Origin of the sequence: Achromobacter sp. D10 (genome assembly GCF_035282245.1) — a bacterium.
In the GTDB taxonomy this organism is placed as follows: Bacteria; Pseudomonadota; Gammaproteobacteria; order Burkholderiales; family Burkholderiaceae_B; genus Achromobacter; species Achromobacter insolitus.
Genome location: NZ_JAYJLE010000015.1, coordinates 109,420 through 135,110 on the forward strand (window position 1 = coordinate 109,420; position 25,691 = coordinate 135,110).

24 protein-coding genes are annotated in these 25,691 nt (G+C 67.4%); 10 read left to right on the forward strand and 14 right to left on the reverse strand.

The genetic code is table 11. From position 1 onward, the window contains the following. The first annotated feature begins 141 nt into the window (after positions 1 to 141). From VCS63_RS27175 to VCS63_RS27190, 4 genes are all read left to right on the forward strand, one after another. Entirely contained in the window at positions 142 to 2,343 is a 2,202-nt protein-coding gene (locus VCS63_RS27175; RefSeq protein ID WP_063643454.1) for a TonB-dependent receptor, read from the forward strand. Between the two features lie 23 nt (positions 2,344 to 2,366). After that, positions 2,367 to 3,896, forward strand: coding sequence for a PepSY-associated TM helix domain-containing protein (locus VCS63_RS27180; protein ID WP_323881568.1), 1,530 nt, complete (start codon positions 2,367 to 2,369; stop codon positions 3,894 to 3,896). Between the two features lie 65 nt (positions 3,897 to 3,961). Beyond that, positions 3,962 to 4,390, forward strand: a complete 429-nt coding sequence (gene arsC, locus VCS63_RS27185) for an arsenate reductase (glutaredoxin) (protein WP_063962234.1) — start codon at positions 3,962 to 3,964, stop codon at positions 4,388 to 4,390. Positions 4,391 to 4,481: 91 nt separating this feature from the next. Beyond that, positions 4,482 to 5,087, forward strand: a complete 606-nt coding sequence (locus VCS63_RS27190; protein WP_063962233.1) for a phosphatase PAP2 family protein — start codon at positions 4,482 to 4,484, stop codon at positions 5,085 to 5,087. Positions 5,088 to 5,098: 11 nt separating this feature from the next. Here the strand turns inward: VCS63_RS27190 and VCS63_RS27195 are convergent, their stop codons facing one another. The 4 genes from VCS63_RS27195 to ogt form a co-directional block, all read right to left on the reverse strand. Beyond that, positions 5,099 to 6,079 (reverse strand): Bug family tripartite tricarboxylate transporter substrate binding protein, encoded by a 981-nt coding sequence (locus tag VCS63_RS27195; RefSeq protein WP_042794870.1) that lies wholly within the window; start codon positions 6,077 to 6,079, stop codon positions 5,099 to 5,101. A gap of 96 nt (positions 6,080 to 6,175) precedes the next feature. Then, complete coding sequence (locus VCS63_RS27200; protein WP_323881570.1) at positions 6,176 to 7,261, reverse strand: tartrate dehydrogenase; 1,086 nt, start codon at positions 7,259 to 7,261, stop codon at positions 6,176 to 6,178. Between the two features lie 206 nt (positions 7,262 to 7,467). Next, positions 7,468 to 8,433, reverse strand: a complete 966-nt coding sequence (locus VCS63_RS27205) for a DUF3829 domain-containing protein (RefSeq protein WP_164793154.1) — start codon at positions 8,431 to 8,433, stop codon at positions 7,468 to 7,470. Between the two features lie 73 nt (positions 8,434 to 8,506). Further along, the gene (ogt, locus tag VCS63_RS27210; protein ID WP_076815177.1) at positions 8,507 to 9,055 is read right to left on the reverse strand and encodes a methylated-DNA--[protein]-cysteine S-methyltransferase; all 549 of its coding nucleotides are present in this window, start codon (positions 9,053 to 9,055) and stop codon (positions 8,507 to 8,509) included. Between the two features lie 150 nt (positions 9,056 to 9,205). Between ogt and VCS63_RS27215 the strand changes: the two genes are divergently transcribed. Next, positions 9,206 to 10,651, forward strand: coding sequence for an AlkA N-terminal domain-containing protein (locus tag VCS63_RS27215; RefSeq protein ID WP_112966150.1), 1,446 nt, complete (start codon positions 9,206 to 9,208; stop codon positions 10,649 to 10,651). A 12-nt stretch (positions 10,652 to 10,663) separates the two neighbouring features. Here the strand turns inward: VCS63_RS27215 and VCS63_RS27220 are convergent, their stop codons facing one another. The 9 genes from VCS63_RS27220 to VCS63_RS27260 form a co-directional block, all read right to left on the reverse strand. Beyond that, positions 10,664 to 11,569: a LysR family transcriptional regulator gene (locus VCS63_RS27220; RefSeq protein ID WP_323881572.1), complete on the reverse strand. Its 906-nt coding sequence runs from the start codon at positions 11,567 to 11,569 to the stop codon at positions 10,664 to 10,666. Between the two features lie 48 nt (positions 11,570 to 11,617). After that, on the reverse strand, positions 11,618 to 12,100 hold the full coding sequence (locus VCS63_RS27225) for a YajQ family cyclic di-GMP-binding protein (RefSeq protein WP_042794875.1): 483 nt from the start codon (positions 12,098 to 12,100) through the stop codon (positions 11,618 to 11,620). Positions 12,101 to 12,168: 68 nt separating this feature from the next. After that, positions 12,169 to 12,957 carry a heme ABC transporter ATP-binding protein gene (locus tag VCS63_RS27230; RefSeq protein WP_323881574.1) on the reverse strand — a complete coding sequence of 263 codons (789 nt, stop codon included), beginning with the start codon at positions 12,955 to 12,957 and terminating at the stop codon, positions 12,169 to 12,171. Beyond that, positions 12,954 to 13,928, reverse strand: coding sequence for a FecCD family ABC transporter permease (locus VCS63_RS27235; protein WP_254604472.1), 975 nt, complete (start codon positions 13,926 to 13,928; stop codon positions 12,954 to 12,956). The genes VCS63_RS27230 and VCS63_RS27235 overlap by 4 nt, the downstream gene beginning before the upstream one ends. Before the next feature lie 22 nt (positions 13,929 to 13,950). Then, a complete protein-coding gene (locus tag VCS63_RS27240; RefSeq protein WP_323881575.1) occupies positions 13,951 to 14,784 on the reverse strand; it encodes a hemin ABC transporter substrate-binding protein in 834 nt (277 codons plus the stop codon). Between the two features lie 10 nt (positions 14,785 to 14,794). After that, the gene (locus VCS63_RS27245) at positions 14,795 to 15,841 is read right to left on the reverse strand and encodes a hemin-degrading factor (protein ID WP_063643464.1); all 1,047 of its coding nucleotides are present in this window, start codon (positions 15,839 to 15,841) and stop codon (positions 14,795 to 14,797) included. A 79-nt stretch (positions 15,842 to 15,920) separates the two neighbouring features. Next, complete coding sequence (locus tag VCS63_RS27250; protein WP_323881576.1) at positions 15,921 to 18,476, reverse strand: TonB-dependent receptor; 2,556 nt, start codon at positions 18,474 to 18,476, stop codon at positions 15,921 to 15,923. Between the two features lie 175 nt (positions 18,477 to 18,651). Then, on the reverse strand, positions 18,652 to 19,665 hold the full coding sequence (locus VCS63_RS27255; protein WP_175200242.1) for a FecR domain-containing protein: 1,014 nt from the start codon (positions 19,663 to 19,665) through the stop codon (positions 18,652 to 18,654). After that, entirely contained in the window at positions 19,644 to 20,153 is a 510-nt protein-coding gene (locus VCS63_RS27260) for a sigma-70 family RNA polymerase sigma factor (protein ID WP_323881578.1), read from the reverse strand. Before VCS63_RS27260 ends, VCS63_RS27255 begins: the two co-directional genes overlap by 22 nt. 136 nt (positions 20,154 to 20,289) lie before the next feature. Here VCS63_RS27260 and VCS63_RS27265 point away from each other — a divergent pair, with 136 nt between their 5' ends. Further along, positions 20,290 to 20,757 carry a CopD family protein gene (locus tag VCS63_RS27265; RefSeq protein WP_063643467.1) on the forward strand — a complete coding sequence of 156 codons (468 nt, stop codon included), beginning with the start codon at positions 20,290 to 20,292 and terminating at the stop codon, positions 20,755 to 20,757. Positions 20,758 to 20,900: 143 nt separating this feature from the next. After that, positions 20,901 to 21,755, forward strand: coding sequence for a hypothetical protein (locus VCS63_RS27270; protein WP_253636717.1), 855 nt, complete (start codon positions 20,901 to 20,903; stop codon positions 21,753 to 21,755). On the opposite strand, the gene VCS63_RS27275 is transcribed toward VCS63_RS27270, so the two are convergent. After that, positions 21,752 to 22,708: a LysR family transcriptional regulator gene (locus tag VCS63_RS27275; RefSeq protein ID WP_253636716.1), complete on the reverse strand. Its 957-nt coding sequence runs from the start codon at positions 22,706 to 22,708 to the stop codon at positions 21,752 to 21,754. The genes VCS63_RS27270 and VCS63_RS27275 overlap by 4 nt on opposite strands. A gap of 163 nt (positions 22,709 to 22,871) precedes the next feature. On the opposite strand from VCS63_RS27275, the gene VCS63_RS27280 reads away from it, so the two are divergent. From VCS63_RS27280 to VCS63_RS27290, 3 genes are all read left to right on the forward strand, one after another. After that, positions 22,872 to 23,885, forward strand: coding sequence for a tripartite tricarboxylate transporter substrate binding protein (locus VCS63_RS27280; RefSeq protein ID WP_084738595.1), 1,014 nt, complete (start codon positions 22,872 to 22,874; stop codon positions 23,883 to 23,885). A 59-nt stretch (positions 23,886 to 23,944) separates the two neighbouring features. Beyond that, complete coding sequence (locus VCS63_RS27285) at positions 23,945 to 24,853, forward strand: hypothetical protein (protein WP_323881581.1); 909 nt, start codon at positions 23,945 to 23,947, stop codon at positions 24,851 to 24,853. A gap of 88 nt (positions 24,854 to 24,941) precedes the next feature. Continuing rightward, positions 24,942 to 25,631 (forward strand): helix-turn-helix transcriptional regulator, encoded by a 690-nt coding sequence (locus tag VCS63_RS27290; protein WP_042794885.1) that lies wholly within the window; start codon positions 24,942 to 24,944, stop codon positions 25,629 to 25,631. Positions 25,632 to 25,691: the final 60 nt, after the last annotated feature.

The window sequence follows — 25,691 nt, forward strand, 5'->3', positions numbered from 1 at the left end:
CGCACCCGTCATTGCACCGCCACGTCCCGTCCGCGCCTGCCCGCGCGTGCGGATGCGTGCCGTCATTCAGGCTTGACGCGCCCCCTGCCCGCCTCCGTGGGCGGGCACCCGGGCGCGCGGGCCGGACCACCGGTTTCAGACATGAAGACAACCACGATCCACTCCCTGCTGCTGGGCGCGCTTGCCAGCGGCCCCGCCCTTGTGTTGGCCGCGGAACCCGCCGTGCCTACCCTGGCGCCCACCACTGTGCATGGCGCCGCAGCCGAAACGCCCGCGCCCAACGGCCCCATCGATCTGAATATCCGCGACACCACCGGCAGCCGCCTGGGCCTGACCCTGCGCGAAACGCCGGCCAGCGTTACCGTGATTTCGCGCGAACAGATCGAAGCGCGCGGATCCCTGAACACACAGGAAATCGCCCGCGGCATCCCGGGCGTGGACAACGCGTCGCCTCCCGGCAACGCCGGCGCGGTCAGCTACCGCGGCTTCTCCGGCGGCCAGGTCTCGCAGCTGTTCAACGGCATTTCCGTGCAGTACGACTCCATTGCCGCGCGGCCCGTGGACAGCTGGATCTATGACCGGGTGGAAGCGATAGGCGGCCCCTCCACCTTCCTGTTCGGCGCGGGCGCCGTGGGCGGCGCCATCAACTATGTCACCAAGCTGCCCGAGCGCGACACCTTCTACGATGGGCAACTGCGGCTGGGCTCGTTCGACAGCCGCCAACTGTCGATGGGCCTGAATCAGCAACTGGCCGGCGAACCCGGCGGCCGCGGGCACTATCTGCGCATAGACGCCAACACCGGATCCAGCCACGGCTGGGTCGACGGCAACCATTCCCGCGCCAGCCAGGTCGCCGCCTCGCTGCTGTCCGACCTGGGCGCGGACGTGACCCAGACGTTTGCCTTCGAGTATCAGCGTGAACAGGTCGACCGGCCCTATTGGGGCACGCCGCTGAAAACGGATGCAAATGGCGTGGTGCAGGGAACCGGACGCATCCTGGATGGCACACGCTTCAAGAACTACAACGTCAACGACGGCCTGTATGAGCAGGAAGTGCTGTGGGCTCGATCTCTGACGGAATGGCGCGCGGGCACCAACCTGACCTTCAAGAACACGCTCTACTACTATCGCGCCGAACGCGACTACCGCAACCTGGAGAGCTACCGCCTGAACGCCGGCAACAGCCTGGTGCTGCGGTCCGGCGCCCTGCTGCAACGCCACGAACAGAGCCTGATCGGCAATCGCGTGGAGGGGCTGTACCGCTCCACACTGGCCGGCCTGCCCAGCGATTGGTCCTTCGGCGTGGACGTCAGCCAGAACAAAATCACGCGCTATCCCACCAGCCTGCCGGGCCAGGTGGACGCGGTGGATCCCTATGACTTCTCTGCCGGAGACTTCTACGACATACCCGGCATGACGCGCGGCCACGTCGCCGACCGCGACAACCGCATCCGCACGCTGGCGCTGACGATGGAAAACCGCACCACGGTGCTGCCGGGCGTGGCCATCGTATCGGCGCTGCGCAAGGACTTCATCGACGTGGACCTGACCAACCGCCGCGCCGTCACGGCAGCCTCGCCCGCGAGCGCCCAGCGCAGCTACTCGCCGCTGACCGGCCGCCTGGGCGTCAACTGGGAGCTGAGTCCCGAGGCCTCGCTATATGCGCAGTACGCCACCGCGGCCGACCCTCCTTCGGGCCTGCTCGCGACCGCGTCGTTCGCGGACGTCCTGAACAATGACAAGCTCACCACCGGCAGACAGGCCGAGGTGGGCGGCAAGTTCAACTTCTGGGACGGCCGAGGATCGGCCACGGTGGCGGTCTACGAGATCAAGCGCAAGAACATGGCCACCTCGGATCCCGACAATCCCGGGGTCAGCGTGCCCGTGGGCGCGCAATCGGCGCGCGGCATCGAACTGGCTGGCGGCCTGCAGCTGACCTCCCAGTTGTCCCTGCAGGGCAACGTGGCCTTCGTAGATCCCAAGTACGACGACTTCTCGCAGTCCGTGGGCGGCGTAGCGGTCTCGCGCAATGGCAATGTGCCGACCAACACCCCGCGCCGTCTCGCCAATGTCTGGCTGGATTATGCCTTCCTGCCTGACTGGACGGCGAGCATGGCCGCGCGCTACGTGGGCCGCATGTACGCGGACGCCGCCAACACCGTCTGGACGCCGTCCTACACCGTGTTCGACGCGGCCCTGTCGCACCGGATCAACCGCAACCTGAGCGTGACGGCGCGCGTGCGCAACCTGACCGACAAGGTCTACGCGGCAAACGCGACGCCCACCATGTACTACCTGGGCGCACCGCGCTCGGTGGAACTCACGCTGCAGGCCCGCTTCTGAGCGGCGCGCCAGGACAGACCACCATGAACACGACGCTACCTTCCTCGTCCCGCCGTCGCGACGGGCCGCCACTGTCGGCGCGCGCCAAGCGCTGGCTGTACTTGATCCATCGCTGGGCAGGAATAGTGCTGTGCCTGTTCTTCGCCATGTGGTTCATCTCCGGCGTGGTGATGATGTACGTGGGCTATCCCAAGCTCACGCCGCAGGAACGCCTGGCGCACCTGCCCGCGCTGGATTCCGCGGCGATCACCATCACGCCCGCGCAGGCGCTGGCCGCGGCAGGCGTCCAGGACTCCGCCGGCATGATCCTGGCCGCCGCCCGCGGCGGCGCGCCGGTCTACCTGGTGCCGGGCGAGGCTCGCCGCGCTCCAAAGGTGGTGGACGCCGCCAGCGGCGTCCTGCTCCCTTCGGCCGATGCCGCGACCGCGCTGGCTACCGCGCGCGCCTGGTCCGGCGGCCAATACACCGCCCGCTACCAGGGCACGGTGGAGGAAGACGCCTACACCCATTCGCGCGCGCTCGGCCCCGACCGGCCGCTGCACCGGGTGGACCTGGACGATCCCGCGCAGACGCGGCTCTACATCTCGTCCGCCACGGGCATGGTGGTGCTGGACGCCACGCGCGCCGAACGCGTGTGGAACTATGCGGGCGCCTGGATCCACTGGCTGTATCCCTTCCGCGGCAACGCGCTGGACGGCTGGTGGCACGACATCGTGGTATGGCTGTCGGTGGCGGGCGTGCTGCTGGCGCTGACGGGCACGGTGGTCGGGATCCTGCGCTGGCGCTTCTCGCGGCCCTACGCCAGCGGCAGCCGCTCGCCCTATCGCGAGAACATGATGCGCTGGCACCACCTCAGCGGCCTGCTGTTTGCCGCCATCACGATCACCTGGATCTTCAGCGGGCTGATGTCGATGAACCCCTGGAAGGTCTTCGCAAGCGGCGCGCCGCCCTTGGCCCAGGCAGCTTATGCAGGCAAGCCCGGGACGACGCTGGCCCCGCCCCGGGACCTGATCGCGGCCTTGCCCGCCCCGCCACGCGAATTGCGCTGGGCTCGTGCCGACGGCCATGATGTGGTGCTGGCGCGCAGCGCGGCGGGCGCGCCCGGGGTGTTGTCCGCCCGCGATGCCCGCCCTCATGCCTACGACCCGGCAGCGCTGCGCGCCGCCGCGGCCCGCCTGGTTCCCGGCGCGCGGCTCGCCAGGATCGAAACACTGGACGCCTACGACTTTTATTACTACGCCCGCGATGAGCATGCGATGCTGGGCCATGTCGAAAAGCCCTTGCCGGCATGGCGGCTGATCTATGACGACCCGCACTCGACCTGGGTCTACCTGGATCCCCGCACCGGACAGATCCTGAGCCGGCAGGACAGCGGATCGCGCGCCAGCCGCTGGCTGTTCGCCTTCCTGCACAGTTGGGACTGGACCGGACTGCTGTCGCGCCGCCCGCTCTGGGACGCCCTGCTCGTGTTCCTGAGCCTGGGAGGCGCGGCGCTCAGCCTAACCGGCGCGGTGATAGGCTGGCGGCGGCTGGGCAGGAAGCTGCGCGCCTGAACCGCCGGCGCGGATGCACTATGCTCACAGCCTTGCATGACGATCTACCGGAAAGAGGAGCTTCCATGTCCGACGTAACCATTTACCACAACCCCAAGTGCGGCACGTCCCGCAATACCCTGGCGATGATCCGCAACGCCGGCATCGAACCCGAGGTCGTGCTGTACCTGGAAACGCCGCCCTCGCGCGCCACCCTGAAGGCGCTGTTCAAGAAAGCGGGCATCAGCGTGCGCGACGCCCTGCGCGAGAAGGGCACGCCCTACCAGGAACTGGGGCTGGACGACGCGTCCCTCACGGACGAGGCGCTACTGGATGCGATCGAGCAGCATCCCATCCTGCTGAACCGTCCCTTTGTCTCCACGCCCCTGGGCGCGCGCCTGTGCCGCCCGTCGGAGCTGGTGCTGGACATCCTGCCGGCCCCGCAGCAAGGCGCGTTCAGCAAGGAAGATGGCGAAGCCGTGATCGACGCGCAAGGCAAACGCATCCAGAAGTAAAAGAGCGCGCGCCGGCGCCTTTTGTAAGCGGACTGACGGCTGGGGTCATTACCATCGCGGCAATTGCTTTATTACGCGGTGATGACAAGCCATGAATTCCCTGGAAAGCCTCAACCAGTCCCTTTTTCTGCTGATCAACGCTGATCCGGCCACCCCGGTCTGGCGCATCCACGCCGCCATGCTGGTGGCCAACCGCTTGATCCTGCTGGTGCCGGCGGTGCTGGCCGCCCTGTGGCTGTGGGGGGGCCGGCCGCAGCGCGATCTGGCGCTCAAAGCGCTGGCCAGCATCGCCGTGGCGCTCTTCGCCAGCTATCTGTGCGGCGCGCTGTGGCCACATGCCCGGCCCTTCGTTCTGGGCCTGGGACAGGCGTTCTTCCCGCACAAGGCGACATCGTCGTTCCCCAGTAACCACACCATCATCATCGCCACATTCGCGTTCGCGTTGGTGTTCGACCGGCGCTGGGCGGGCTGGGGCTGGCTGGCGCTGGCCACCTCCGCCATCGTCGGCGCCTCCCGGGTCTACCTGGGCGTGCACTTTCCCATGGATATCCTGGGCGGACTCCTGCTGGCGCCCCTGGCCGCGGCCCTGACCGCCACGGCATGGCGCCGTTGCGGCGAGCCCCTGACTGGCATGGCCCAGGGCCTGTACCGCAAGATACTGGCCCTGCCCATCGCGCGCGGCTGGATCCGCGCCTGACCGCGCAGCGCTCAGTTGATCGCGACCTTGGCGTCCTTGACCAGCTTGGCGTAGTTTTCGGTGTCGGCGCCGATACGCGCCTTCATCTCGGCCGGAGTATCTCCGATCGGCACCGCGCCGATCTCCGCCATCCGCCGCGAGAAGTCGGGCGAATGGATGATCTTCACCATCTCTGCGTTCAGGCGCTGCACGACGTCCTTGGGCGTGGCCGCGGGCGCCAGCACGCCGAACCAGGTTCCCATGTTGAAGGACTTGAGGCCGGCCTCCTCCATCGTGGGCACGTCCGGCAGCGCGGCCGAGCGTTGATTGGTGGTGACGGCCAATGCGCGCAGCTTGCCGCTCTGGATATGGGCCAGCACCGGCGTCACAGTATCGAACGACATGTCGATCTGCCCGCCCAGCAGGTCGGTGGTCAATGGGCCGCTACCCTTGTAGGGCACGTGCAATAGCTGCACATGCCCTTCTTTTTCGAACTGCGCGCCGATCAGGTGCTGGCCCGTGCCCATGCCGTTCGAACCATAGGTCAGCTTGCCCGGCGCGGCCTGCGCCAGTTTCAGCAACGACTTCACGTCCTGGGCCGGCAGCTTGGGATTGACCACCAGCACATTGGGCACCAGCGCCACCGTGGTCACGGGCGCGAAATCCTTCTGGAAGTCGTAATGCAGGCTCTTATAGACGCTGGTGGCGATGGTGTGGTGCACGGCGCCCATCAGCAGCGTGTAACCGTCAGGCGCCGCCTTGGCTACGTAGTCCGCGCCCAGCGTCGAGCCCGCGCCCGGCTTGTTTTCAACCACCACCGGCTGGCCCAGGCTCTTCGCCAGTTCTTGCCCCAGCGCCCGCGCCAGCACGTCGGTGGTGCCGCCCGCCGGAAACGGCACCACCAGGTTCACCGGCCGCGCGGGATAGGTCTGCGCCAACGCGCCGCCGGCGAAGGACAGGCCCAGCAGGCCGGCAACTGCCAGTACGCGCGCGGATGTTGTTCTCTTGTGCATGCTTGTCTCCTCGGTACGAATGGAATTCGCTTCTTGTCGTCGAGCCCGCCACAGGCCGGGAGTCTGTGCCCCGGTCCTGCCACGCGCCTGCTTCGCCTAGGCGGCCTTGGCTCTCGCCGAGGCTGCCAGCTTCGCGCACACCGCCGCCGTCACCTGTTCCGTCGTGGCGTTGCCGCCCAAGTCCCTGGTGTGCAGCGAAGGATCGGCCGTCACGCTTTCGATGGCCTGCATGAGGCGCGCGGCGGCCTGGATCTCACCCAGATGCTCCAGCAGCATGACCACCGACCAGAACGTACCCACCGGGTTCGCCAGTCCTTTGCCCATGATGTCGAAGGCGGATCCGTGGATGGGCTCGAACATGGACGGATAGCGGCGTTCGGGATCGATGTTTCCCGTGGGCGCAATGCCCAGGCTGCCAGCCAGGGCGGCCGCCAGGTCGCTCAGGATATCGGCGTGCAGATTGGTGGCGACGATGGTGTCCAGGGTCGCCGGGCGGTTGACCATCCGGGCGGTAGCCGCATCGACCAGTTCCTTGTCCCAGGTAACGTCCGGGAACTCGCGGCTGACCTCCAGGGCGATCTCGTCCCACATCACCATGGCATGGCGCTGCGCATTCGACTTGGTCACTACCGTGAGCAGCTTGCGCGGGCGGGATTGCGCCAGCTTGAAGGCAAAGCGCAGGATGCGCTCCACGCCGGCCCGGGTCATCATGGACACGTCCGTCGCGGCTTCCAGCGGATGCCCCTGGTGCACCCGGCCACCCACGCCGGAGTACTCGCCTTCCGAGTTCTCGCGCACGATGACCCAGTCCAGCTGGCCCGGCGCGCAACGCTTGAGCGGTGCGTCGATGCCCGGCAGGATGCGCGTGGGACGCACGTTGGCGTACTGATCGAAGCCCTGGCAGATCTTCAGCCGCAGGCCCCACAGCGTAATGTGGTCGGGAATGTCCGGATCGCCCGCGGAACCGAACAGGATGGCATCCTTGCCGCGCAGCGCGTCCAGGCCGTCGGCCGGCATCATTCCGCCATGCCTGCGGTAATAGTCACCGCCCCAATCGAAATCCTCGAACTCGAAGCTCAGGCCGCCGTCCCGCGCCAGCTCCTGCATGATGCGCTGTCCTGCGGGGATCACTTCCTTGCCGATGCCGTCGCCAGGAATGGTTGCGATGCGATAGGTCTTCATGTGCCGACTGGCTCCTTGCTGATGAAAGTCTGTCGGCACTGTACTGACGCCCCCAAGCCGCGGGCGCAATGGAATTCAAAACATTTTTTACCTGGAGTTGAAGGTGGCGCATCCTGGCGCTACCCCGGCCGAGCATGAAAAACAGCGCCCGCATGGGGCGCTGTTTCAGGTCGCGGCCATGAACCGGCCGCAGGCGCGCGCTGGGATCAGCAGCGGCCGATGTTCAAGTCGGAGATCAGGTTGTTGAAGTTCTGGCGCAGGCTGTTGGCGTCGTCTTCGATGGTGGGACGCATCATCTTGAACGCGCCGGTGCGCGCCGCATCTTCCTTATAGCGGCCATTATCGGTGTGCTCCAGGATCTTGCGGCCGGAGGCCAGGAAGCCGTTGACGTTCATCATCATGCCCGTGCAGCCCTTGGGATCGGCTTCGCGCGTCTTCTTGTCAAAGCCCAGTGCCATTTCGTTCATCTTGTCCAGTTGCTGCTTGAACGCCTCCTGGTCGGCGCCCAGGCCCTTGCCGTCGAACACGCCCGACGCCTTGTCCATCGTGGCCTTGCCGTAATAGACCATGCCCGCGCGGTAGTAGGCGACCGTGTCCTTCTTGGCCTTCTCAAAGGCTTCCTTGGTGTTGGCCGTGTCCTTGATGGAGATGCCGCGATAGAAGCCGTTTTCCGCCTTCACGACCTCCGTCAGCGCCGCCACGTAGGCCGGGCTTTTCTCGCGCGCCAACGCGCCGTTGTCCGACAGGAAGGTCTTGGCGGCCGAATAGTTCTGCAGTTCGTTGCTCAGCGGCGCCAGCTTGCCCAGCGCATCCGAGAACTCCTTGGCCGGCGCGTCGATCTCGGCGATGGGCGTGGTCATCGCCAGCGCGCGGTCGAGTTTCTCTTTGGTGCGCAGGATCGCCGTGTCATTGCTGATGACGAAGTCCTTGAGCGGCTTGTCGCTCTTGAGCGCCGGGACGGCATAGGTTTCGTAGCGGTCCAGCGCCTGCTCGAAAGTGGTGGAGATGCTGTTGGCGGTATCGACGTACTGGTTGTACTTGACGATCTCGGCCTGGGCCGTGGTCGGCTCGGGCGCCTTCGCTTCCTTCTTGGCGCTATCGTCGCCGCACGCGGCGAGCGCCAGCGTGAAGGCCAGAACTGCGGACATGCGCAAGGGGCGCGGCATAAACATCTTTATTTCCTGTTGCGGGTTGCTCTGAAGGGGACGCATGATATGCCCTTCAGTTGCTTAACACGCTACAAAGTCATACTGCGCTGTCACAAGAGTTTTCAAGCCATCTCTGCTCGTGATCCAGCAGCCAACGCTTGCGATGCAAGCCGCCGCCGTAGCCGGTCAAGGACGCGTCCGCGCCCACGACCCGGTGGCAAGGCACGACGATGCCTATGGGATTCGCGCCATTGGCCATGCCCACGGCCCGCACCGCGGCGGGACGCGCGATGCGGTTCGCCAGCGTGCCATAGCTGATCGGCTGGCCGCCCGAGATGCCTCGCAAGGCCCGCCACACTTCGCGCTGGAAATCGGTGCCGCCGGTGGCTACGTCGAGGGTATCGATAGCGCGCACATCGCCATCGAAGTAATCCAGCAGCGCTCGCCGCGCGGGCGAGGACCGGCTCGCGTCGCGCAGTTCGACCTGCCGGCCGCGGTACTGCCTGCGCAGCAGCAGGTGCATGCGCGGCTCGAAATCCTCCCAGTCGACCGCCCGCAATCGCTGCTGCTCGTCGCTCAAGACCAGCATCAGCCCGAGGGGCGTGGGAACGCGTTCAAGAAAGAATGCCTGGGTTCGGGCGGACATGGGGAAAAGCTCCAGGGGATGTGATCGACGCCAGCAATATAGGCGGGGAAGCTGGCCTGGCGCTGGCGGTTTTCGGACAGGGATGCCGCATCCACAACACTGTCCGAAAACCGCTAGATCCGACGCCCGCCGCAGCGGTAGCATCACCCCATGGAACTGAACCACGACGCCTGCTACAGCGCCATCCAGGTGCGCGACGCCCGTTACGACGGCCGCTTCTTCACCGCCGTGAAGACCACGCGCATCTATTGCCGTCCGGTCTGCCCAGCCCGCACGCCGCTATCCAAGAACGTGACGTTCTACACCACCGCCGCGGCGGCGCAGGAGGCGGGCTATCACCCCTGCCTGCGTTGCCGGCCCGAGACCGCGCCGGAAGTGGGCCCGGGACACGAACTGCCCGACAGCGTAACCCGCGCGCTGCAGCTGATCGAGCTGGGCGCGCTGGACGAGGACGGCGTCGACGGACTGGCGCAGCGCCTGGGGGTGGGCGAACGCCAGCTGCGACGCCAGTTCCGCCAGCACCTGGGGGCCTCGCCCGTGGCCGTGGCCCAGACCCGGCGCGTGCTGCTGGCCAAGCAACTGATCCACGAAACCCGGCTGCCGATGGCGGAGATCGCCTTCGCATCGGGTTTTGGCAGCATCCGCCGCTTCAATGAAATTTTCCACGACCTGTTCGCCCGCGCCCCTGGCGAACTGCGTCGCACCGGAAAGCCTGACGTGTCCGCAGCGCAGGAAGGCGAAATCAAACTGCTATTGCGCTACCGCCCGCCCTACGACTGGACGGCCATGCTGGACTTCCTGCGGTTGCGCGCGATTCCCGGCATCGAGCAGGTCACGGACGGCTGCTATGCGCGCACGGTCCTGCTGGACGGTCATCAGGGCACGGTGACGGTCCGCCCGGCGCGCGGCGATGCGCTGGAGGCCACGGTCCGCTTTCCGCGGTTGCAGGCGCTGCCGGCCATCATCGCGCGCCTGCGCCGCGTGTTCGACCTGGCCAGCGATCCGGTCGCCATTGCCGCGCAGTTTTCCAGCGATCCCGTCATGACCGAACTGATCCGGGCCCGGCCCGGCCTGCGCGTGCCTGGCGCGTGGGACGGCTTCGAGCTGGCCATGCGCGCCGTGCTGGGGCAGCAGATCACGGTGGCGGCGGCCATCCGCCTGGCCGGCAAGCTGGTGGCGGCGCACGGCGCGCCCATGGCAAGCCCGGAAGGTCCGTTGACGCATGTGTTTCCCCTGCCCGAGGCCGTGGCTGCTGCCGAACTGGCGTCGCTGGGCATGCCTCGCAGCCGCGCGGCGACCCTCTCCGCGGTCGCCGCGGCCGCGGTCGCGGACAAGCATCTGTTCGACGCCGCCGGCGGTCTGGAGGATGCGGTGCGGCGCCTGCGCGCGATACGGGGCATCGGCGAATGGACGGCGCAGTACATTGCCCTGCGGCAATTGCGCGAGCCGGATGCGTTTCCTTGCGCGGACATCGGCTTGATACGCGCGCTGGAGCGGCTGGAATCGCGCGCCTACACGCCTGCGCAATTGCTGGCACGCGCCGAAACGTGGCGGCCCTGGCGCGCCTACGCCGCCCAGCATCTCTGGACGGCCTGAGCTACGCGGCCCTTACCACTGGCCTTCCTCACCCCGCTGGAAATAGGCGACCAGGAAATCCACGAACACCCGCACCTTGGCCGACAGGTGGTGGCGCTCCGGAAACACCGCATAGATGTCGGCCTGCGGCAAGGCATAGTCCTCCAGCACGCGCACCAGGCGTCCGCTGCGCAGATAGCGGGCCAGGTCCCATTCGGCGCGCTGCAGGATACCCAGGCCCGCCAGTCCCCAGGTCAGCGTCACTTCGCCGTCATTGCTGCTGAGGTTGCCTCGCACCTTGACGGTTTCGCTGCGTTGCCCTTTGGTAAAGCGCCATAGCCCGTACGTGGCTTCGTTCTGGCGCAGCACGATGCACTGGTGCCGCGTCAGGTCGTGCGGCGTGGCGGGAATTCCATGGATTTTGAGATAGCCCGGCGATGCGCAGACCAGGCGCCGGTTGGGCGCGATCTTGCGGGCGATCAGGCGGGTGTCGGGCAGGTCGCCGAAGCGCACTGCCACATCGAACGCGTTCTGCACGAAGTCGGCGGGGCTGTCCGTCAGCTGCAGTTGCAACGAAACTTCGGGATACTTCTGCGCGAATTCCGCGATGGCCGGCGCGATATAGCTGCGGCCGAAGCCCAATGGCGCATTGACCTTGAGCAGGCCGCGCGGGCTGTCCTGGCGGCTGGCGATGAGCTGGTCCAGGTCTTCGATTTCGCCCAGGATGCGGCGGGCGTTTTCCAGGTAGACCTCGCCTTCCGCCGTCAGGCTCAAGCGCCGTGTGCTGCGGTTGACCAATCGAACGCCCAGCCGCGCCTCGATCTGGGCCAGCCGCTTGCTGACCGCGGCCGGGGTGACGCCCAGTTCGCGCGCGGCCGCTGACATGCCGCCGGCGCGCACCAGTTCCACAACCAGCTGCAACTCATTGGAATGTCCCATGGCCCCCTCGAGATCCGCTGGGTGCCAGGCACCTTGGCGCGGAGCCGCTCAGTCGCGGAAGTTCTCGAACTGCAGGGGCAGGTCGACGTCGGTCTTCTTGAGCAGGGCGATGGCGGTCTGCAGGTCGTCGCGCTTTTTTCCGCTGATGCGCAGCTTGTCGCCGTTGATCTGCGACTCCACCTTGAGCTTCGCGTTTTTGATGGCGGCGATGAGCTTCTTGGCCACCGGTTGTTCGATGCCCTGCTTGATGGTGATCTTCTGGCGGGCGCCGCCCAGGTTTTCAAGCGGATCGGCCACGTCCAGGCAGCGCACATCGATGCCGCGCGCCGACAGGCGACCGCGCAGGATGTCCAGCATCTGCTTGAGCTGGAACGCGCTGGAGGCGACCTGGGTCACGACAAAGCCTTCCAGCTCGAACTTGGCGTCCGAACCCTTGAAATCGAAGCGGGTGGCCAGTTCGCGGTTGGCCTGGTCGACAGCGTTGGAGAGTTCGTGTTTGTCGACTTCGGAGACGACGTCAAAAGTAGGCATGACACGGGGTCCTGTAATGGATGGGAAAAATGCTTATCGACGCCATTTTACCGACCCCGCGCCCAGCGTCACGTCGTCACCACCAGCAACCGGTCCGGCCGCAGCGGATGCGCGATGACCTGCGCGTCGATCCCGTAGGCCAGATACAGATTGGCGGGTGTGAGGACCTGCTCAGGGGTGCCCGCAGCAATGGCGCGGCCCGCGCACAGCAGCAGCAGGCGGTCGCACCAGCGGGCGGCCAGGTTCATGTCGTGCAGGATCACCAGTACGCCCGTATCGCCAGCATGCGCCAGCTCCGCCGCCACCCGCAACAGGTCGCCCTGATGCTTGGGATCGAGGCTGGCGGTGGGCTCGTCCAGCAGCAGGTAGCGCGGCTCGCCCGGCGCGCGCGCCGCCTTGCATTGCACCAGCACCCGCGCGAATTGCACGCGCTGTTGCTCGCCGCCCGACAGTTCGGGATAACGCCGCGCCCGCAGATGGAATACCTCGGCCCAGCCCAGCGCCTGGTCCACCAGCGCATCCACCTCGGCTGGCGACAGCTCCGGAAAGGGATAGGCGCCCATCGCCACTACCTCGCGCACATCCAGGTCGAAGGTCAGGCCGGGCTTTTGCGGCAGCACGGCGCGCTGCCGGGCCTGCTGCCAGTGCGGCAACCGCGCCAGCGCCACGCCGTCCAGCCGCAGTTCGCCGGCATCGGCTGCCAGTTCGGCGGACAGTGCGCCCAGCAGCGTGGACTTGCCCGCGCCATTGGCGCCCAACAGCCCCACGACTTCGCCGGGCCGCAGGGCGAGCGACACGCGGTCCAGGATGCGGTTGCCGCCGCGCGTCAGTATCAGGTCGTCGGCTGCCAGCATCACCCATGCCTCCGGCCGCGCGCGAGCAGCCACAGGAAGAACGGCCCGCCCACCAGGCTCGTGACCAGTCCGATGGGCAATTCGGCCGGCACCACCGCGACGCGCGACAGCCAGTCCGCCAGGACCAGCGCCAGCGCCCCGCCCAACACGCACGCCGGCAACAGCCAGCGGTGATTCGCCCCTAACGTCATGCGAACCAGATGCGGCACCACCAGGCCCACGAACGCGATTCCGCCCGTCGCGGCCACCAGCGGACCTATCATCAGCGCGCAAGCCAGGACCAGCTGGGCGCGCACGCGCTTGAGCGCGTAGCCCAGGTGCTGGGCCTCGCGTTCGCCCAGCAACAAGGCATTCATGACCCGCCACTGCCCCATCAGCCACAACGACATCAGCAGCACCCACGGCCCAAGGAACGCCAGCAGCGTCCAGTTCGCGCCCGCCAGGCTGCCCATGCTCCAGAAAGTCAGGTCGCGTAGCTGGGCGTCGTTGGCCACGAAGGTGAACAGGCCGATCAGGGAGCCCGCCACCGCGTTGATCGCGATGCCCGCCAGCAGCAGCCCCGCCACCCCGGGCACCCTGCGGCCCAGGGCGTAGGCGCAAAAGGTGGCCAGCAGGCTGCCGGCGAAAGCCGCGGGCGCCAATATCCAGAACCCGCCCGACGTCAGGACGATGGCCCCCACCGCCCCCAACGCGCCGCCCGCGGAAATGCCGATCAGGCCGGGTTCGGCCAGGGGGTTGCGGAACAGCGCCTGCATGGAGGCGCCCGAGACCGCCAGCGCCGCGCCGGCCACCAGCGCGAACAGCACCCGCGGCAGGCGGATGTCGATCAGTACGTTGCGCCAGAGTTCATTGCCTGGAGCCGGCTGCCCCCATAGCAGGGAAGGCAGTTCGCCCAGCGGAATGCGCACCGCGCCGCTGCTGCTGGCGGCCAACGCGGCAGCCGCGAGGGCCGCGCCCAACAGCAGCAAGGCCAGCGGCGCGGCCGTGCGGCCCGCGCTAGCGCGCCATGACACCGGCTGCCTCCCGCTTGAGTTCCGTGAGCGCCTGCGGCAGCCGCGGCCCCATGCCCAGCAGCAGCAGGTCGTCCATGACGATCACGCGCTTTTGGGCGGCGGCGGGCGTGGAGGCCAGGCCCGGCAAGGCCAGCAGCTTGTCCAGGCCGCCCGAGGCTTCCAGCGACGTCTTGGTCACGACGATCACATCGGGCGCCAGCGCGCTGACGGCTTCGGCGGACAAAGGCTTGTAACCCTGCTGCTCCTTCAGCACGTTGACCAGACCCGCCATCGACATCACTTCATTGGCAGCCGTGCCGCGCCCCGCGCCTTGCATGGCACCAGTGCGGTTGAGCAGCAGGATGGCGCGGGCATTCGTGACTGGAATGGCCTCCACGGCCTTGAGCTCGCGCGCGATGCGCTCCACCAGGCGTTCGCCCGCGGGCGCCACGTCCAGCGCCTCGGCAATGTTGCGGATGCGCGCCTTGAGCGAATCGACCGAAGGCGAATCCGGCACCGTCACCACGCGCACGCCGACATCGCCCAGGCGCTTGAGGGCGTCAGGAGGCCCCGCCTGTTCGGAGGCCAGCACCAGGTCTGGCTTGAGCTCCAGCACGCCTTCAACAGGCACCGAGCGGTAGTAGCCCACGCGCGGCAGCCGGGTCGCCGCGTCGGGGTACAGGCTGGAAAGATCGTCTCCCACCAATCGCGCGCCCTGCTCCAGCTGGTAGACGATCTCGGTCACGCTGCCACCCAGCGTCACCACCCTTTCGGGCGGCGCCGCCTGGGCAGCGGCCGCCAGCGTCCATCCGATAACCACTGCCAACCATCTCTTCATCGCATCGTCCTCAGGCGGCCAGCGGCACGCTGCACAGGCTGGCCATCAGTTCGCGCCATTGCGCCAGCTCCGGCTTGCCCGGCTTGCGCTCGCCGAAGAACTGCGCAATCAGGTCGCCCGTGGAGGAATACAGCTCCAGCGACGTGACCCAGCCATCGGACGTGGGCTTGTTCACCACCCAGGCCGACGCGATGGCAGTGGTATCCAGGTGCAGGTTGAACTTCGGATCCAGCACGTTGTACCAGGGACCGGTGCGGCGCAGCTGCTGCACGGGGCCGGTGTGGATCTGGATCATGCCGCGGTTGCCCACGAAGCACATGATCGACAGCCCCGATCGGGCGGCCGATTCCAGCATGCGTTCGACGGATTCGGCAGGCACCGGCTGCGCCAGGTCTTCGCCCGCAGCGGCCAGGGCGGCCAGGCGCGACACCTTGAATTTGCGCAGCAGGGGGAAGAACTCGTGCGTATCCTGCATTCCCAGCCAGGCTTCGCGCCAGAGTGCGCTGTCCTCGACCTTGTCAGCGTCGGCCGCAGGTGCGTAGGGCTGGGTTTCGGGCCACTGCGCCTCTCCCGCGAATTTGGCTACCAGGGCGTCGTAGGCGGCCGTGTCGGTGGCCTCGGTGCGGTAGACCTTGTGCACCGCCACGCCCGCGCCATCGAAGAACTGCAAGCTGTGGCGGCCATCCTGCTCGACCGCCCAGGCCGACTTCCATGCCGTGAAAAAGACCCGCAGGTCGATGTCCGGGCCCAATACCAGGCCTACCGGACCCTCGGCCTGGATGTCCTCATACACGCCATGGCGTTCGTGCACACACCAGTCGTTGCGGGTCAACGCCATGACGTGCCCCAGCGTGCCCAGCTCGCGGAAGATCTCCTGCGGCGTGCCGTGCAGGGCCGTGGCTTTCAGGCCGCTGCATTCGGCCGCCACCCATTCGGCTTCGGACACGCCGAGCGCCTGGGCCAGGTTGCGGGCGCGCAGCTTGGGTTGCGTAGCGGCCAGGGCATCGTTGCGGGCGCGCAGTTCCTGGGCGCGGGACGTGAAATCGGTGTTGCTCATCGTGGGCCCTCCGGCCATTGCTAAAGTTCGCGTGGAACGCCGCCGCCCCGGCATGAGCCGGACCGGCGGCGGGTCTGGATCAATACTGGTATGTCAGTGAGACGCGCAGACTGCGCCCCGGTTCCGTGTACCAATCGACCGGACGCGGAATCGCTATCGCGCCGGCGGTCGGCACATTGATGGCCTCCCAATACTTCTTGTCGAACAGGTTGAACACGCCTGCCTGTAGTTGCAGCCCCTTTACGGCGGCCGGACGCCAATAGCCCATCAGGTCCACCACGCCGTAGCCCGGGGCCTGGAAATCCGCATTGGGGGCCGTGGCGCTGGCTTCCGGGTATTCGACCTTGTTGCGCTTCAGCGCGGTGGTCAGCAGCGCATCCACGCCCCACACGTCGCGGCTGTAGCCCACGCCCAGCACCGCCTTCAGCGGCGCCACCGAGTTCAGGTACTGCCCCGTGCCTTCGTCCTTGCCCACTGCCCACGCGAGCGACCCCCAGGTCCGCCAGCCAGGCGAAAACTTCCAGTGCGCGCTGGCCTCCGCGCCGTAGATGCGCACCTTGGCGCGGTTGACGTTGCCCGTCACGCCCAGCGGATACTGGCCTGTCCAGCCCGGTTGCCACTGCGGCGAAGACGCGTTGAGCGGCACGTCGCCATCGATGAAGTTCTGATAGCGGTTGTCGAACAACGATACCGCGCCGCCCAGGGAATCGGAACCGATCTTGGCCCCCAGTTCCCAGCCCTTGCTGGATTCCGGCTTCAGGTATGGGTTGCCCACGCGCAGGTAGGTGCCCGGGCCGCCATAGTTGGTATAGAGCTGGGTCGGGCTGGGCGCCTTGAAGCCGTAGGCGTACTGCGCATAGAGGCTGAGTTCGTCCGCGGCCTTCCAGGTCGCCAGCAGCTTGGGCGAAAAGCGGCTGCCGCTATTGGTCGGCGGCAACGGCCCCGCGTTCGGGTTGCTTTCGTAGCCGGGCGTGGACTGCGGCTTCTGTTCGTAGTGGTCGTAACGCAGCGCCGGCATGATGGTGTAGCGGCCATCGGCGAAGCTGAATTCGTCCTGCACCCACAGGGCCCATTGGTTGCCCTTGGACTGCGGTACGTCGGCCTGGTTGGTGTGCAGCATGTCGCAAGCGCGCGGGCCCATCGGCGCCCGTGTGCCCGGCGGAATCACCGGGCAATTGTCGTAGCCGCTGGAGTACTGCTCGGTCTTGTTGCCGTACCACTCCCCGCCCACGGTCCACAGTTGCGACACCGTTGCGCCCGTCAGGCGCCTGGTAATTTCGGCATTGGCGCCGAACATGGTCTGCCGGATGGAGTTGCTACGGCCATAAGGCCCGCTGGGATAGCCGTAACGGAACGGATCGCCCGGTATGGCGTAGGCACGGGAATCCACGCTGCGCACGCCGCTCAGCGAGCTGTCCAGCTGCAGGCGCTGCCAGTAAATGACCGCGCTGGCCGTGTCGATCAGGCTGTCTGCGTCTGGCGCCTTGTACGAATAATCGAAGGACACGCGCTCGCGCTCGGTTTCCTTGCGGGTGCTGTTTTCGCCGTAGAGATAGCTGGTGCCGGCACCCTGTTCGAACATGCTGTCGATGTCGGCGTTGCGCTTGAAGTACTCGCCCGTGAGGCCAAAACGGTGGCCGCCTTCGACGCGTTGCTGCAGCTTGAGCAGGAAACTGCGCTGATCGTAGTCTTCCGGACTGGGCTCGCTGCGCTTGGACCCATAACCGCCCACGTCACCGCGGTTGTCCAGGGCATGGCCATTGCGCACGCCGGCCTGCACCAGCCAGAACGTATTGCTGTGGATCTGGCCGGCCAGCGCCGCGTTGGCGCCCCAGCTGGAATCGGCCGTGTCGTAGTCGGTCTTGGCCAGCGCGCCGAAGGTCTTGCCATCGGTCAGCAGGTCCGACGGTTGCAGCGTGTACAGGTCGGCAATGCCGGAAATCGCGCCCGAGCCGCCGCCGCTGGCGTCCGCCCCGCGCACAATGTCCAGCCGCGACAGGCTGTTGAAATCCACCGCTTCCAGGCCGCCCTTCAGACCGCGCGCGCCGTCGTCCAGCCACGGCAAGCGGATGCCGTCCACGCGCGTCAGCACGCGGTCCTGGTCCAGGCCGCGGATGTTGATGCTGTTGGTCGTGCGGTTAAAGCTCACGCCCGGTTCAGCGCGTTTACCCAAGTCGCTCCAGTTCCTGACTTGCAGCTCATCCAGACGCTTGCGGTCGGTGCTGGTTTGCCACGCCGGCGTGACCGCCGCGCCCTCTCCTTCCACCTGGACGGGCGCCAACTGCGTGACGTCCGGGGCCGTCACTGCATGCAGCACGTAGACCCGCGGACTGCGCTCCTGCACGCCCAGGCCGCTGCCCGCCAGCAATCGCGCGAATCCCTCATGCACGGAATAGGTCCCCTGGAGTCCCGCCGTGCGGCGCTGCCCCACCAGCGCGGCATCGAACAGCACCGTCACGCCCGCGCTGTCGGCAAAGCGCGGCAACGCCTCGGCCAACGTGCCCGCCGGGATGCGGTAGCCGCGGGCCTGCGCCTGCTCCGCAGGCTGCGCCCAGGCGCCGCTTGCGGGCAGCAGGGCGGCAGGCAGGGCGGCCAGCATCAGCGCCGCATGCACGGCGGCGGCAAGGCGGGTCATTCGGCATTGCGGGCCTCGAGCGGGTCGGGAGCCGCTTGCGCGGCCGGCGGAAAAGTAAGCCATGGTCGTCCTTTCGATCCAAAAGGTGTCGGCATTCGTGTGCCTCTACTGACCATGACCCTCGTGAAATCCGAATCGGACAGCTGACCCTCCGGTTTTTTGTAACAGCGCGGATTCAGGCCTCGGCGGGCGCGCGCAAGGCGATCGTGACCCAATACGGCGTGCGGTAGCGCACCTGCACCGGCAAAGTCGCGGGCAAGGCTGCGAGCACGGCATCGGTATCGCGCACCTGGAACGCGCCGGATATGCGCAGGTGCGCGGCTTCGGGATCGCAGCGCAGGATGCCCGGCCGGTAACGGCCCAGCTCTGCCGCGAAGGCGGTCAGCGGCATGCGATTGGCGTACAGCACGCCGCGCTGCCAGTCGCTCGCATGCGGATCGGCGGCGGATGGCGCCGACGCGCCCTCGTCCATCAGGCTGCTCTGTTCGCCCGCCGCCAGGCTGACGGGGCTGCGCGGATGCGCGGCGCTGCTGACCCGCACCCGCCCTTCCTGCACGCTGACCCGGCACAACCCGCCTTCCTGCCGCACGCAGAAGCGCGACGCCTGCGCCTCGATGTCTCCCAGGCTCGTGCGCACCACGAAGGGACGCGGCTGCGGCGCCGTGTCGGCCACCGCGTGCACGGCGATCTCGCCTGCGCGTAAGCGCAGCAGGCGGACCGTGGAGCCAAACATCACATCGACCGCGCTGGCCGTGTTCAGAAGCAGCGTGGAACCGTCGGCCAGCGCCACCTCGCGCCGTTCGCCCGGCGCGCTGCGATAGTCCGCGGTCCAGTCCAACGGGTCGACGCGCCAGGCAGCCCATGCGGCAGGCCCCGCCACGACCAGCGCGATCAGCGTCTTCAGCGCGGCGCGGCGGCTGTTGAGCTCGGGGCGATTCAGCGTCGCCATCCCCAGCGCCGCCGGGATCAGGCCGAATCGTTCATTCACCCGTTGCGCGCGCTGCCAGGCGTGCTCGTGTTCGGCCTTGCTGGCGCGCCATCGTTCACAGGCGCGCAGGTCGGCGTCCGTGGCGCGGCCCGAGCCCAGCCGCAGCAGCCAGCGCGCGGCTTCGCGCGCCACGCTGCGCTCGACGGGCGGCAATTCGGGCATCGCCTCGCCCGCTCCCCTCAGATCGACGCCATGATGCATTGCTCGTATCCCTTGGCGATGTAGCGGTGCACCGTGCGCAGCGACACGTTCAACCGGGCGGCGATCTCGCCATGGCTCAGGCCTTCCAGTTGCGCCATCAGGAATGCCTGACGGGCCGGCAGGGACAGCCCCGCCAGCATCTCATCGATTTCCTGCAGCGTTTCCAGGATGATCAGGCGCTGCTCGGCCGACAGGGCCATGGCCTCCGGAACCAGGGCCAAGGCTTCCAGATAGGCCTGCTCCACCGAGCGCCGCCGGTGGTGATTCAGCAGCAGGCGCTTGGCGATGGTAGTGAGATAGGCGCGGGGTTCACGCAGGGCGTCGAGTTCATGGCGGTGCCGCAACACCCGCACGAAGGTGTCCTGCGCCAGGTCGGCCGCATCGAAGCTATTGCCCAGCTTGGCGCGCAACCAGCCATGCAGCCATCCGTGGTGAGCGCGATACAGCAGATGGACGTTGTCGCTGGCGGCGACCGCGGGATTCGGCACGGAAGGCTCCCTGTACTTTCAATCACAAATAGAAATCAATCTCATTCTAAATGCAAAACCATGATCCCGGTCAAGCCCGCGCGCAACACTTGACGGCGATATGATGGGGACGGATTCCTCCCTACAGGCCTGCCCCATGTTCTATGCCGCGCTCAAATTCATCCACGTGATGGCCGTGATCCTCTGGGTCGGGGGCATGTTGTTCGCCCACTGTTTCCTGCGGCCCGCGGCCGCCCAATTGGAACCACCGGTCCGTCTGCGGCTGATGGCGTCGGTGCTGGGCCCGTTCTTGAACGCCGTGCTGGCGGCCATCCTGCTGATCCTGGCGAGCGGCGCGGTGATGATCGGCCAGGAAGCCAGCCAGGCGGCGCAGACGGGTGGCGCCTTTTTCATGCCTCGCAGCTGGACCCTCATGGTCTCCGGCGGCCTGGTCATGACAGCCATCTATGCCTACATCCGGTTCCTGCTCTACCCGCAATTGAGAGCCGCGGTCTCCGCGTCCGACTGGCCCCGCGGCGGGCAGGCCATGGGCGGCATCCGCCGCTGGGTGGGTGTGAACCTGCTGCTGGGCATCGCCATCGTGGCCATCGTCTTTCTGGGGTAGGCGGATGCCAGCCGGCCCGTGCCAGGTATCGGGCATGCGCAGGCTGGTATCGGAATTCTTTTGCTTGGTGCAATACGCAGTACATCCGTGCTCGCCACACTGCGGATGACTTTCGCGGGCCTACACAAACAAAAGGAATTTCCATGATCAAGCGTGTCTTCCAATTGGCCGCCCTCGGCCTGTTCGCCTCCGCAGCGCATGCCGCGGGCCCCATCGACAACAGCGCCCTGGACAAGGCGGAATTCCGCGAACACAAGGCCACTTACGGCGTGGTCTACCGCCTGCCCCAGGACGTCAACGCCATCCTGGATGCCAAGGTCAACGGCACGCTGAAGGCCGACCTGCTCAAGCTCGGCCTGAAGACCGAGGCCGAAACGCCCAACATGCCGCACGTGACGGTGGTGCACATCCACAGCGCCGACCCCGAAACGCCGGCCCGCATGCTCAAGGCCCTGCCCAAGCCGCCGGCCCCGCTGCAGGTCACCCTGAAGAATTTCTATCCCACCGAGGCCGCCAAGGGCGCGGGCCATCCGTGGTGGCTGGACCTGGGCGTGGTCAAGAGCGGCCAGGGATTCGAGGACATGATGCGCTACAACACCGTGGCCACCGCCGCCCTGGCGCCGTTGCGCGACGGTCCGCTGCCGCGCGTCACCGGCCCTGTCTACGCCAAGATGGCCGATGCCGGGCGCGACCTGGTCAAGACCATGGGCGTGAGCGGCGTGAACGTCATGCAGGACGGCAAGGAAGTTCGCGCACACAATCCGCACACCACGCTGGTCTACAGCATGGCGATGTACGACGCTCGCCTGCAGGACGCCATGAAGCAGGAAGCCGACAAGTTCAACGCCGTGCTGCCCGAAGGCATCAACACCACCTTCAAGGACGTGTCCATCGTCGAGATCGGATTCGCCGGCAACGTGGTGCGCGAGATCTACCGCGTCAGCCTGGAAGACGGCTCGGCCATCGACGTGGCCAGCGGCAAGAAGGTCGGCTCCTAAGCGTCCGGCGCTGCAGGATCGCCCGCGCGCTCTTGCAGCACTTCGCGGATCTGCCCGCGCAGCCACGCCTGCAGCGGCGACGTGTGCAGACGCCGCGGCCAGACCATCACCAGCTCGATCTTGCGCAAGCTGGCGGGCAGTTCCAGGGTGGCCAGCGGGAAATGCTGGCCATGCACGCGCGCGACGCTGGCGGGCATGGTCGTGGCGTAATCGGTATCCAGCAATACATACGGCGTGATGCCGAACCCCGACAGGTAGGCCGAAAACTCCAATCGGCTGGCGTCCGGCTTCAGCGCGCGGTCGAAGTTGGTCTCCCGCCCGTACATGTGCGCGAAGGCAAACCATTTGATGGACGGCAGATCGGCCAGCGATAGCGCGCCCCGTCCGGCCCATGGATGCCTGGCCGACACCACGCACACGCGCCGGTCTTTGAGCAGCGTATCGCGGTGAAAGCGCGCCGGCACCTTGCCAAAAAGGCCGATGGCCAAGTCCAGGCGTTCCGCATCGAGATCATCCGGCATGAAATCTCCGTGCACGGACTGAAAGCGCAGGGTAATGCCCGGCGCGGTACGGTGCAGCCGTTCGATCAGCGGCGCAGCCAGCAGGATTTCGCTATGCGCGCCGGTGCCGATATTGACCACGCCGCTGGCCTTGACCGGATCAAAGGCTTCGGGCGGACGCAAGGCGGATTCGATTTGCGATAACGCGTCGTGCACCGCCGAATGCAGTTCCAGCGCGCGCTCGGTCGGAATGAAGCGGCCCTTGACCACCACCAGCAACGGGTCTTCCAGCCGGCGCCGCAAGCGCGCCAGATCGCGGCTGATGGCCGGCTGCGTCTTGTGCAGCAGGGCCGAGCTGGCCGTGGCGCTGCGGGTGCGCATCAGGACGTCGAACGTCAGCAGCAGGTTCATGTCCAGCCGGCGCAGATAGGGCAAGGGTTGGGAGTCGCTCATGCGGGCAATACTATGCCTGAAATGCATGCATCGAAAACTTCATATCGTTTTTGACATATCGCCCTTGCGCAACCGGCATTGGGCAAGGCGGCCGGCCTTGGCTACAGTCCGCGGCAGATCGGGACCTTTCGCACCCGACCCCGACTTTCCGGAGACTGCCGCAATGAACCCCTTGGGCCCGAACGCCGCGCGCTGGCGCGCCTACTCCCGCCGCTGGACGGCGGCCGCGTTGGCAGGCGCCGCGCTGTTCCTGGGTGCAGCCCAGCCGGCCGCGGCCGCCGGCTTTCCCGACCGCCCCGTCACGCTGGTGGTGCCCTTCCCTGCTGGCGGCACACCCGATATCCTGGCCCGCATTCTCAGCGACAGCCTGGCCAAACGCCTGGGCCAGCCGCTGATCGTGGAGAACCGGGCGGGCGCCGGCGGCAATATCGGCGCGCAGGCCGTGGCCCGCGCCGCGCCCGACGGCTACACGCTGCTGATGTGCGCCTTCGGCTGCACGGTCGCGCCGTCGCTCTACCAGCCCGCGCCCTACGACATCGTCAAGGACTTCGCGCCCGTCGCCATGGTCGGCACGGTTCCCAGCGTGCTGGTCGTCAACCCGAAAGTGCCGGCACGGACGGTGGCCGAACTGCTGGCCTACGCCCGCGCCAATCCGGGCAAGCTGAACTCGGCCTCGTCGGGCGTGGGCGGCTCTGCCCACCTGGCCACGGAACTGCTCAAACTGCGCACCGGCATCGATGTGGCGCACATCCCCTACAAGGGCGCCGGACAGGTCGCCGCGGACCTCCTGGGCGGCCAGGTCGACATGTACTTCGACAACCTGCCGGCGTCGCTGGCCAACATCCGCGCGGGCAAGCTGCGGGCGCTGGCCGTGGCCAGCGACAAGCGCGCGCCGGCCATTCCGGACGTGCCGACCTTCGCGCAAGCCGGGGTCCCCGACTTCCTGATCACGCCCTGGTTCGGCATCATGGCGCCGGCCCGCACGCCGGATGCCACGCTTGCCACGCTGCACGGCGCCTTCAACGAGGCCTTGCAGGCGCCCGAGGTCGCAGCCAAGATGCGCGAGCTGGGCGTGGAAACCGCGGCCGGCCCGCGCCAGGCGCTGGGCGATTTCGTGGTGGCCGAGACCGCGCGCTGGAAAGACGTGATCCAGGCCAACCATATCCGGGCCGAATGATGGCGGACGATTCCGGCCACGCCTCAGCCGACGCGCGCGCGCCCATTCGGTTGCGGGACATGGGATCCTTCCATGTGGGCGGCCGCGACGCGCGCCTGTCCGGCCTGCCGCGGCGCGAAGTGGTCATGGCCGAGGGCGGCCAACCCGTGGCCCTGGATCCCAACGGCACCTACCGCGTCGAGCAGATGTACGCGCAGTATTTCCTGGCCGAACCCGCCAGCGGCAGACCGCCACTGGCCTTCTGGCACGGCGGCGGCATGACGGGCGCCGCGTGGGAAACCACTCCCGACGGCCGCCAGGGCTGGCTGCATGCTTTCTTGCGCCGCGGCTGGGATGCCTATCTGTGCGACGCCGTGGAACGGGGCCGCTCGGGCTTTGCGCCGGTCCCCGAGATCTGGCGGGAAGCTCCCATCGTGCAGGCGCAGGAAGACTGCTACACGCGCTTTCGCATCGGACGCCCCGGCACCCGGCCCGGCCCCGACAGCGCCTATGCCAATACGCAGTTCCCGCTGGAGGCGTTCGGCGAACTGGCGGCGCAGATGGTCCCGCGCTGGGTGCATACCGACGCCGCCATTCTCCGCGGCTATCTGGCCCTGCTGGAGCGGGTCGGCCGCATGATCGTCATCTGCCACTCGCAAGCGGGGGTGTTCGGCATACGCGCGGCCGCGGCGCGGCCCGACCACGTACGCGCCGTCGTCGCGCTGGAACCGGCCAGCATCCCGGAACTGGACACCGATTACCGCACGCCCACCCTGATCCTCATGGGCGACAACATGGACACGGACCCGCGCTGGCCGCGCATGCGCGAGCGGGCCCGCGACTTCGCGCGGCGGCATCCCTGCGTCACCCTGCTGTCGCTGCCGGAACTGGGCATCGCGGGCAATTCCCACATGCTGATGATGGATCGCAACAGCCTGGACCTGGCTGCGCGCGTGCATGACTGGCTGATCGCTCTGCCCCCGGCCTGAACGACCTGCGGCGGAGCCGGCTGGGCGCCCCCCCGAATGCTGCCATTTCGTGGCAGCATTATGGATCCGCCATTCCCTGCCCCGCCCCATGTCCCGCACCGAACGCCTCCTGGGCCTGATGCAGACCTTGCGCTGCCATCGCCGCCCCGTCAGCGGCCGCCAGCTGGCCGCCGACCTTGGCGTCAGCATACGCACGCTGTATCGCGACATCGCCACCCTGCAGTCGCAGGGCGCCGAGATCGAAGGCGAGCCAGGCGTGGGCTACGTCCTGCGGCCTGGCTTCATGTTGCCGCCGCTGATGTTCAGCACCGAGGAAATCGAAGCGCTGGTGCTGGGCACCCGCTGGGTGGCGGACCGCGCCGATCCGCGCCTGGCGCAGGCTGCGAGCAACGCGCTGGCCAAGATCGGGGCCGTGCTGCCCACGGAACTGCGCGACGGGCTGGATGCGATACCGCTGCTGGTCGGCCCCAGCGCGATGCGGGTGATCGACCGCGTGGACCTGTCGCTGATCCGCCAGGCCATACGCAATGAACTGAAGATCGACATTACCTACCGGGATGACAAGGGTGCCGATTCCGCGCGCGTGATCTGGCCATTTGCATTGGGGTTTTTCGACAGTGTGCGCATCGTCATGGCCTGGTGCGAACTGCGGCAGGATTTCCGCCATTTCCGCACCGACCGCATCGCCACGCTCACGCCCGGCCCACGCTATCCCAAGCGTCGTCATGCGCTGCTCAAGGAGTGGCGCGCAATCGCCCATGCGCCCCAAAAAAACTGATGCAGGCTACTGCCAAAAACTGACAGCACCCCTGTCTAAGATGAGCGCGTCAACCACCCG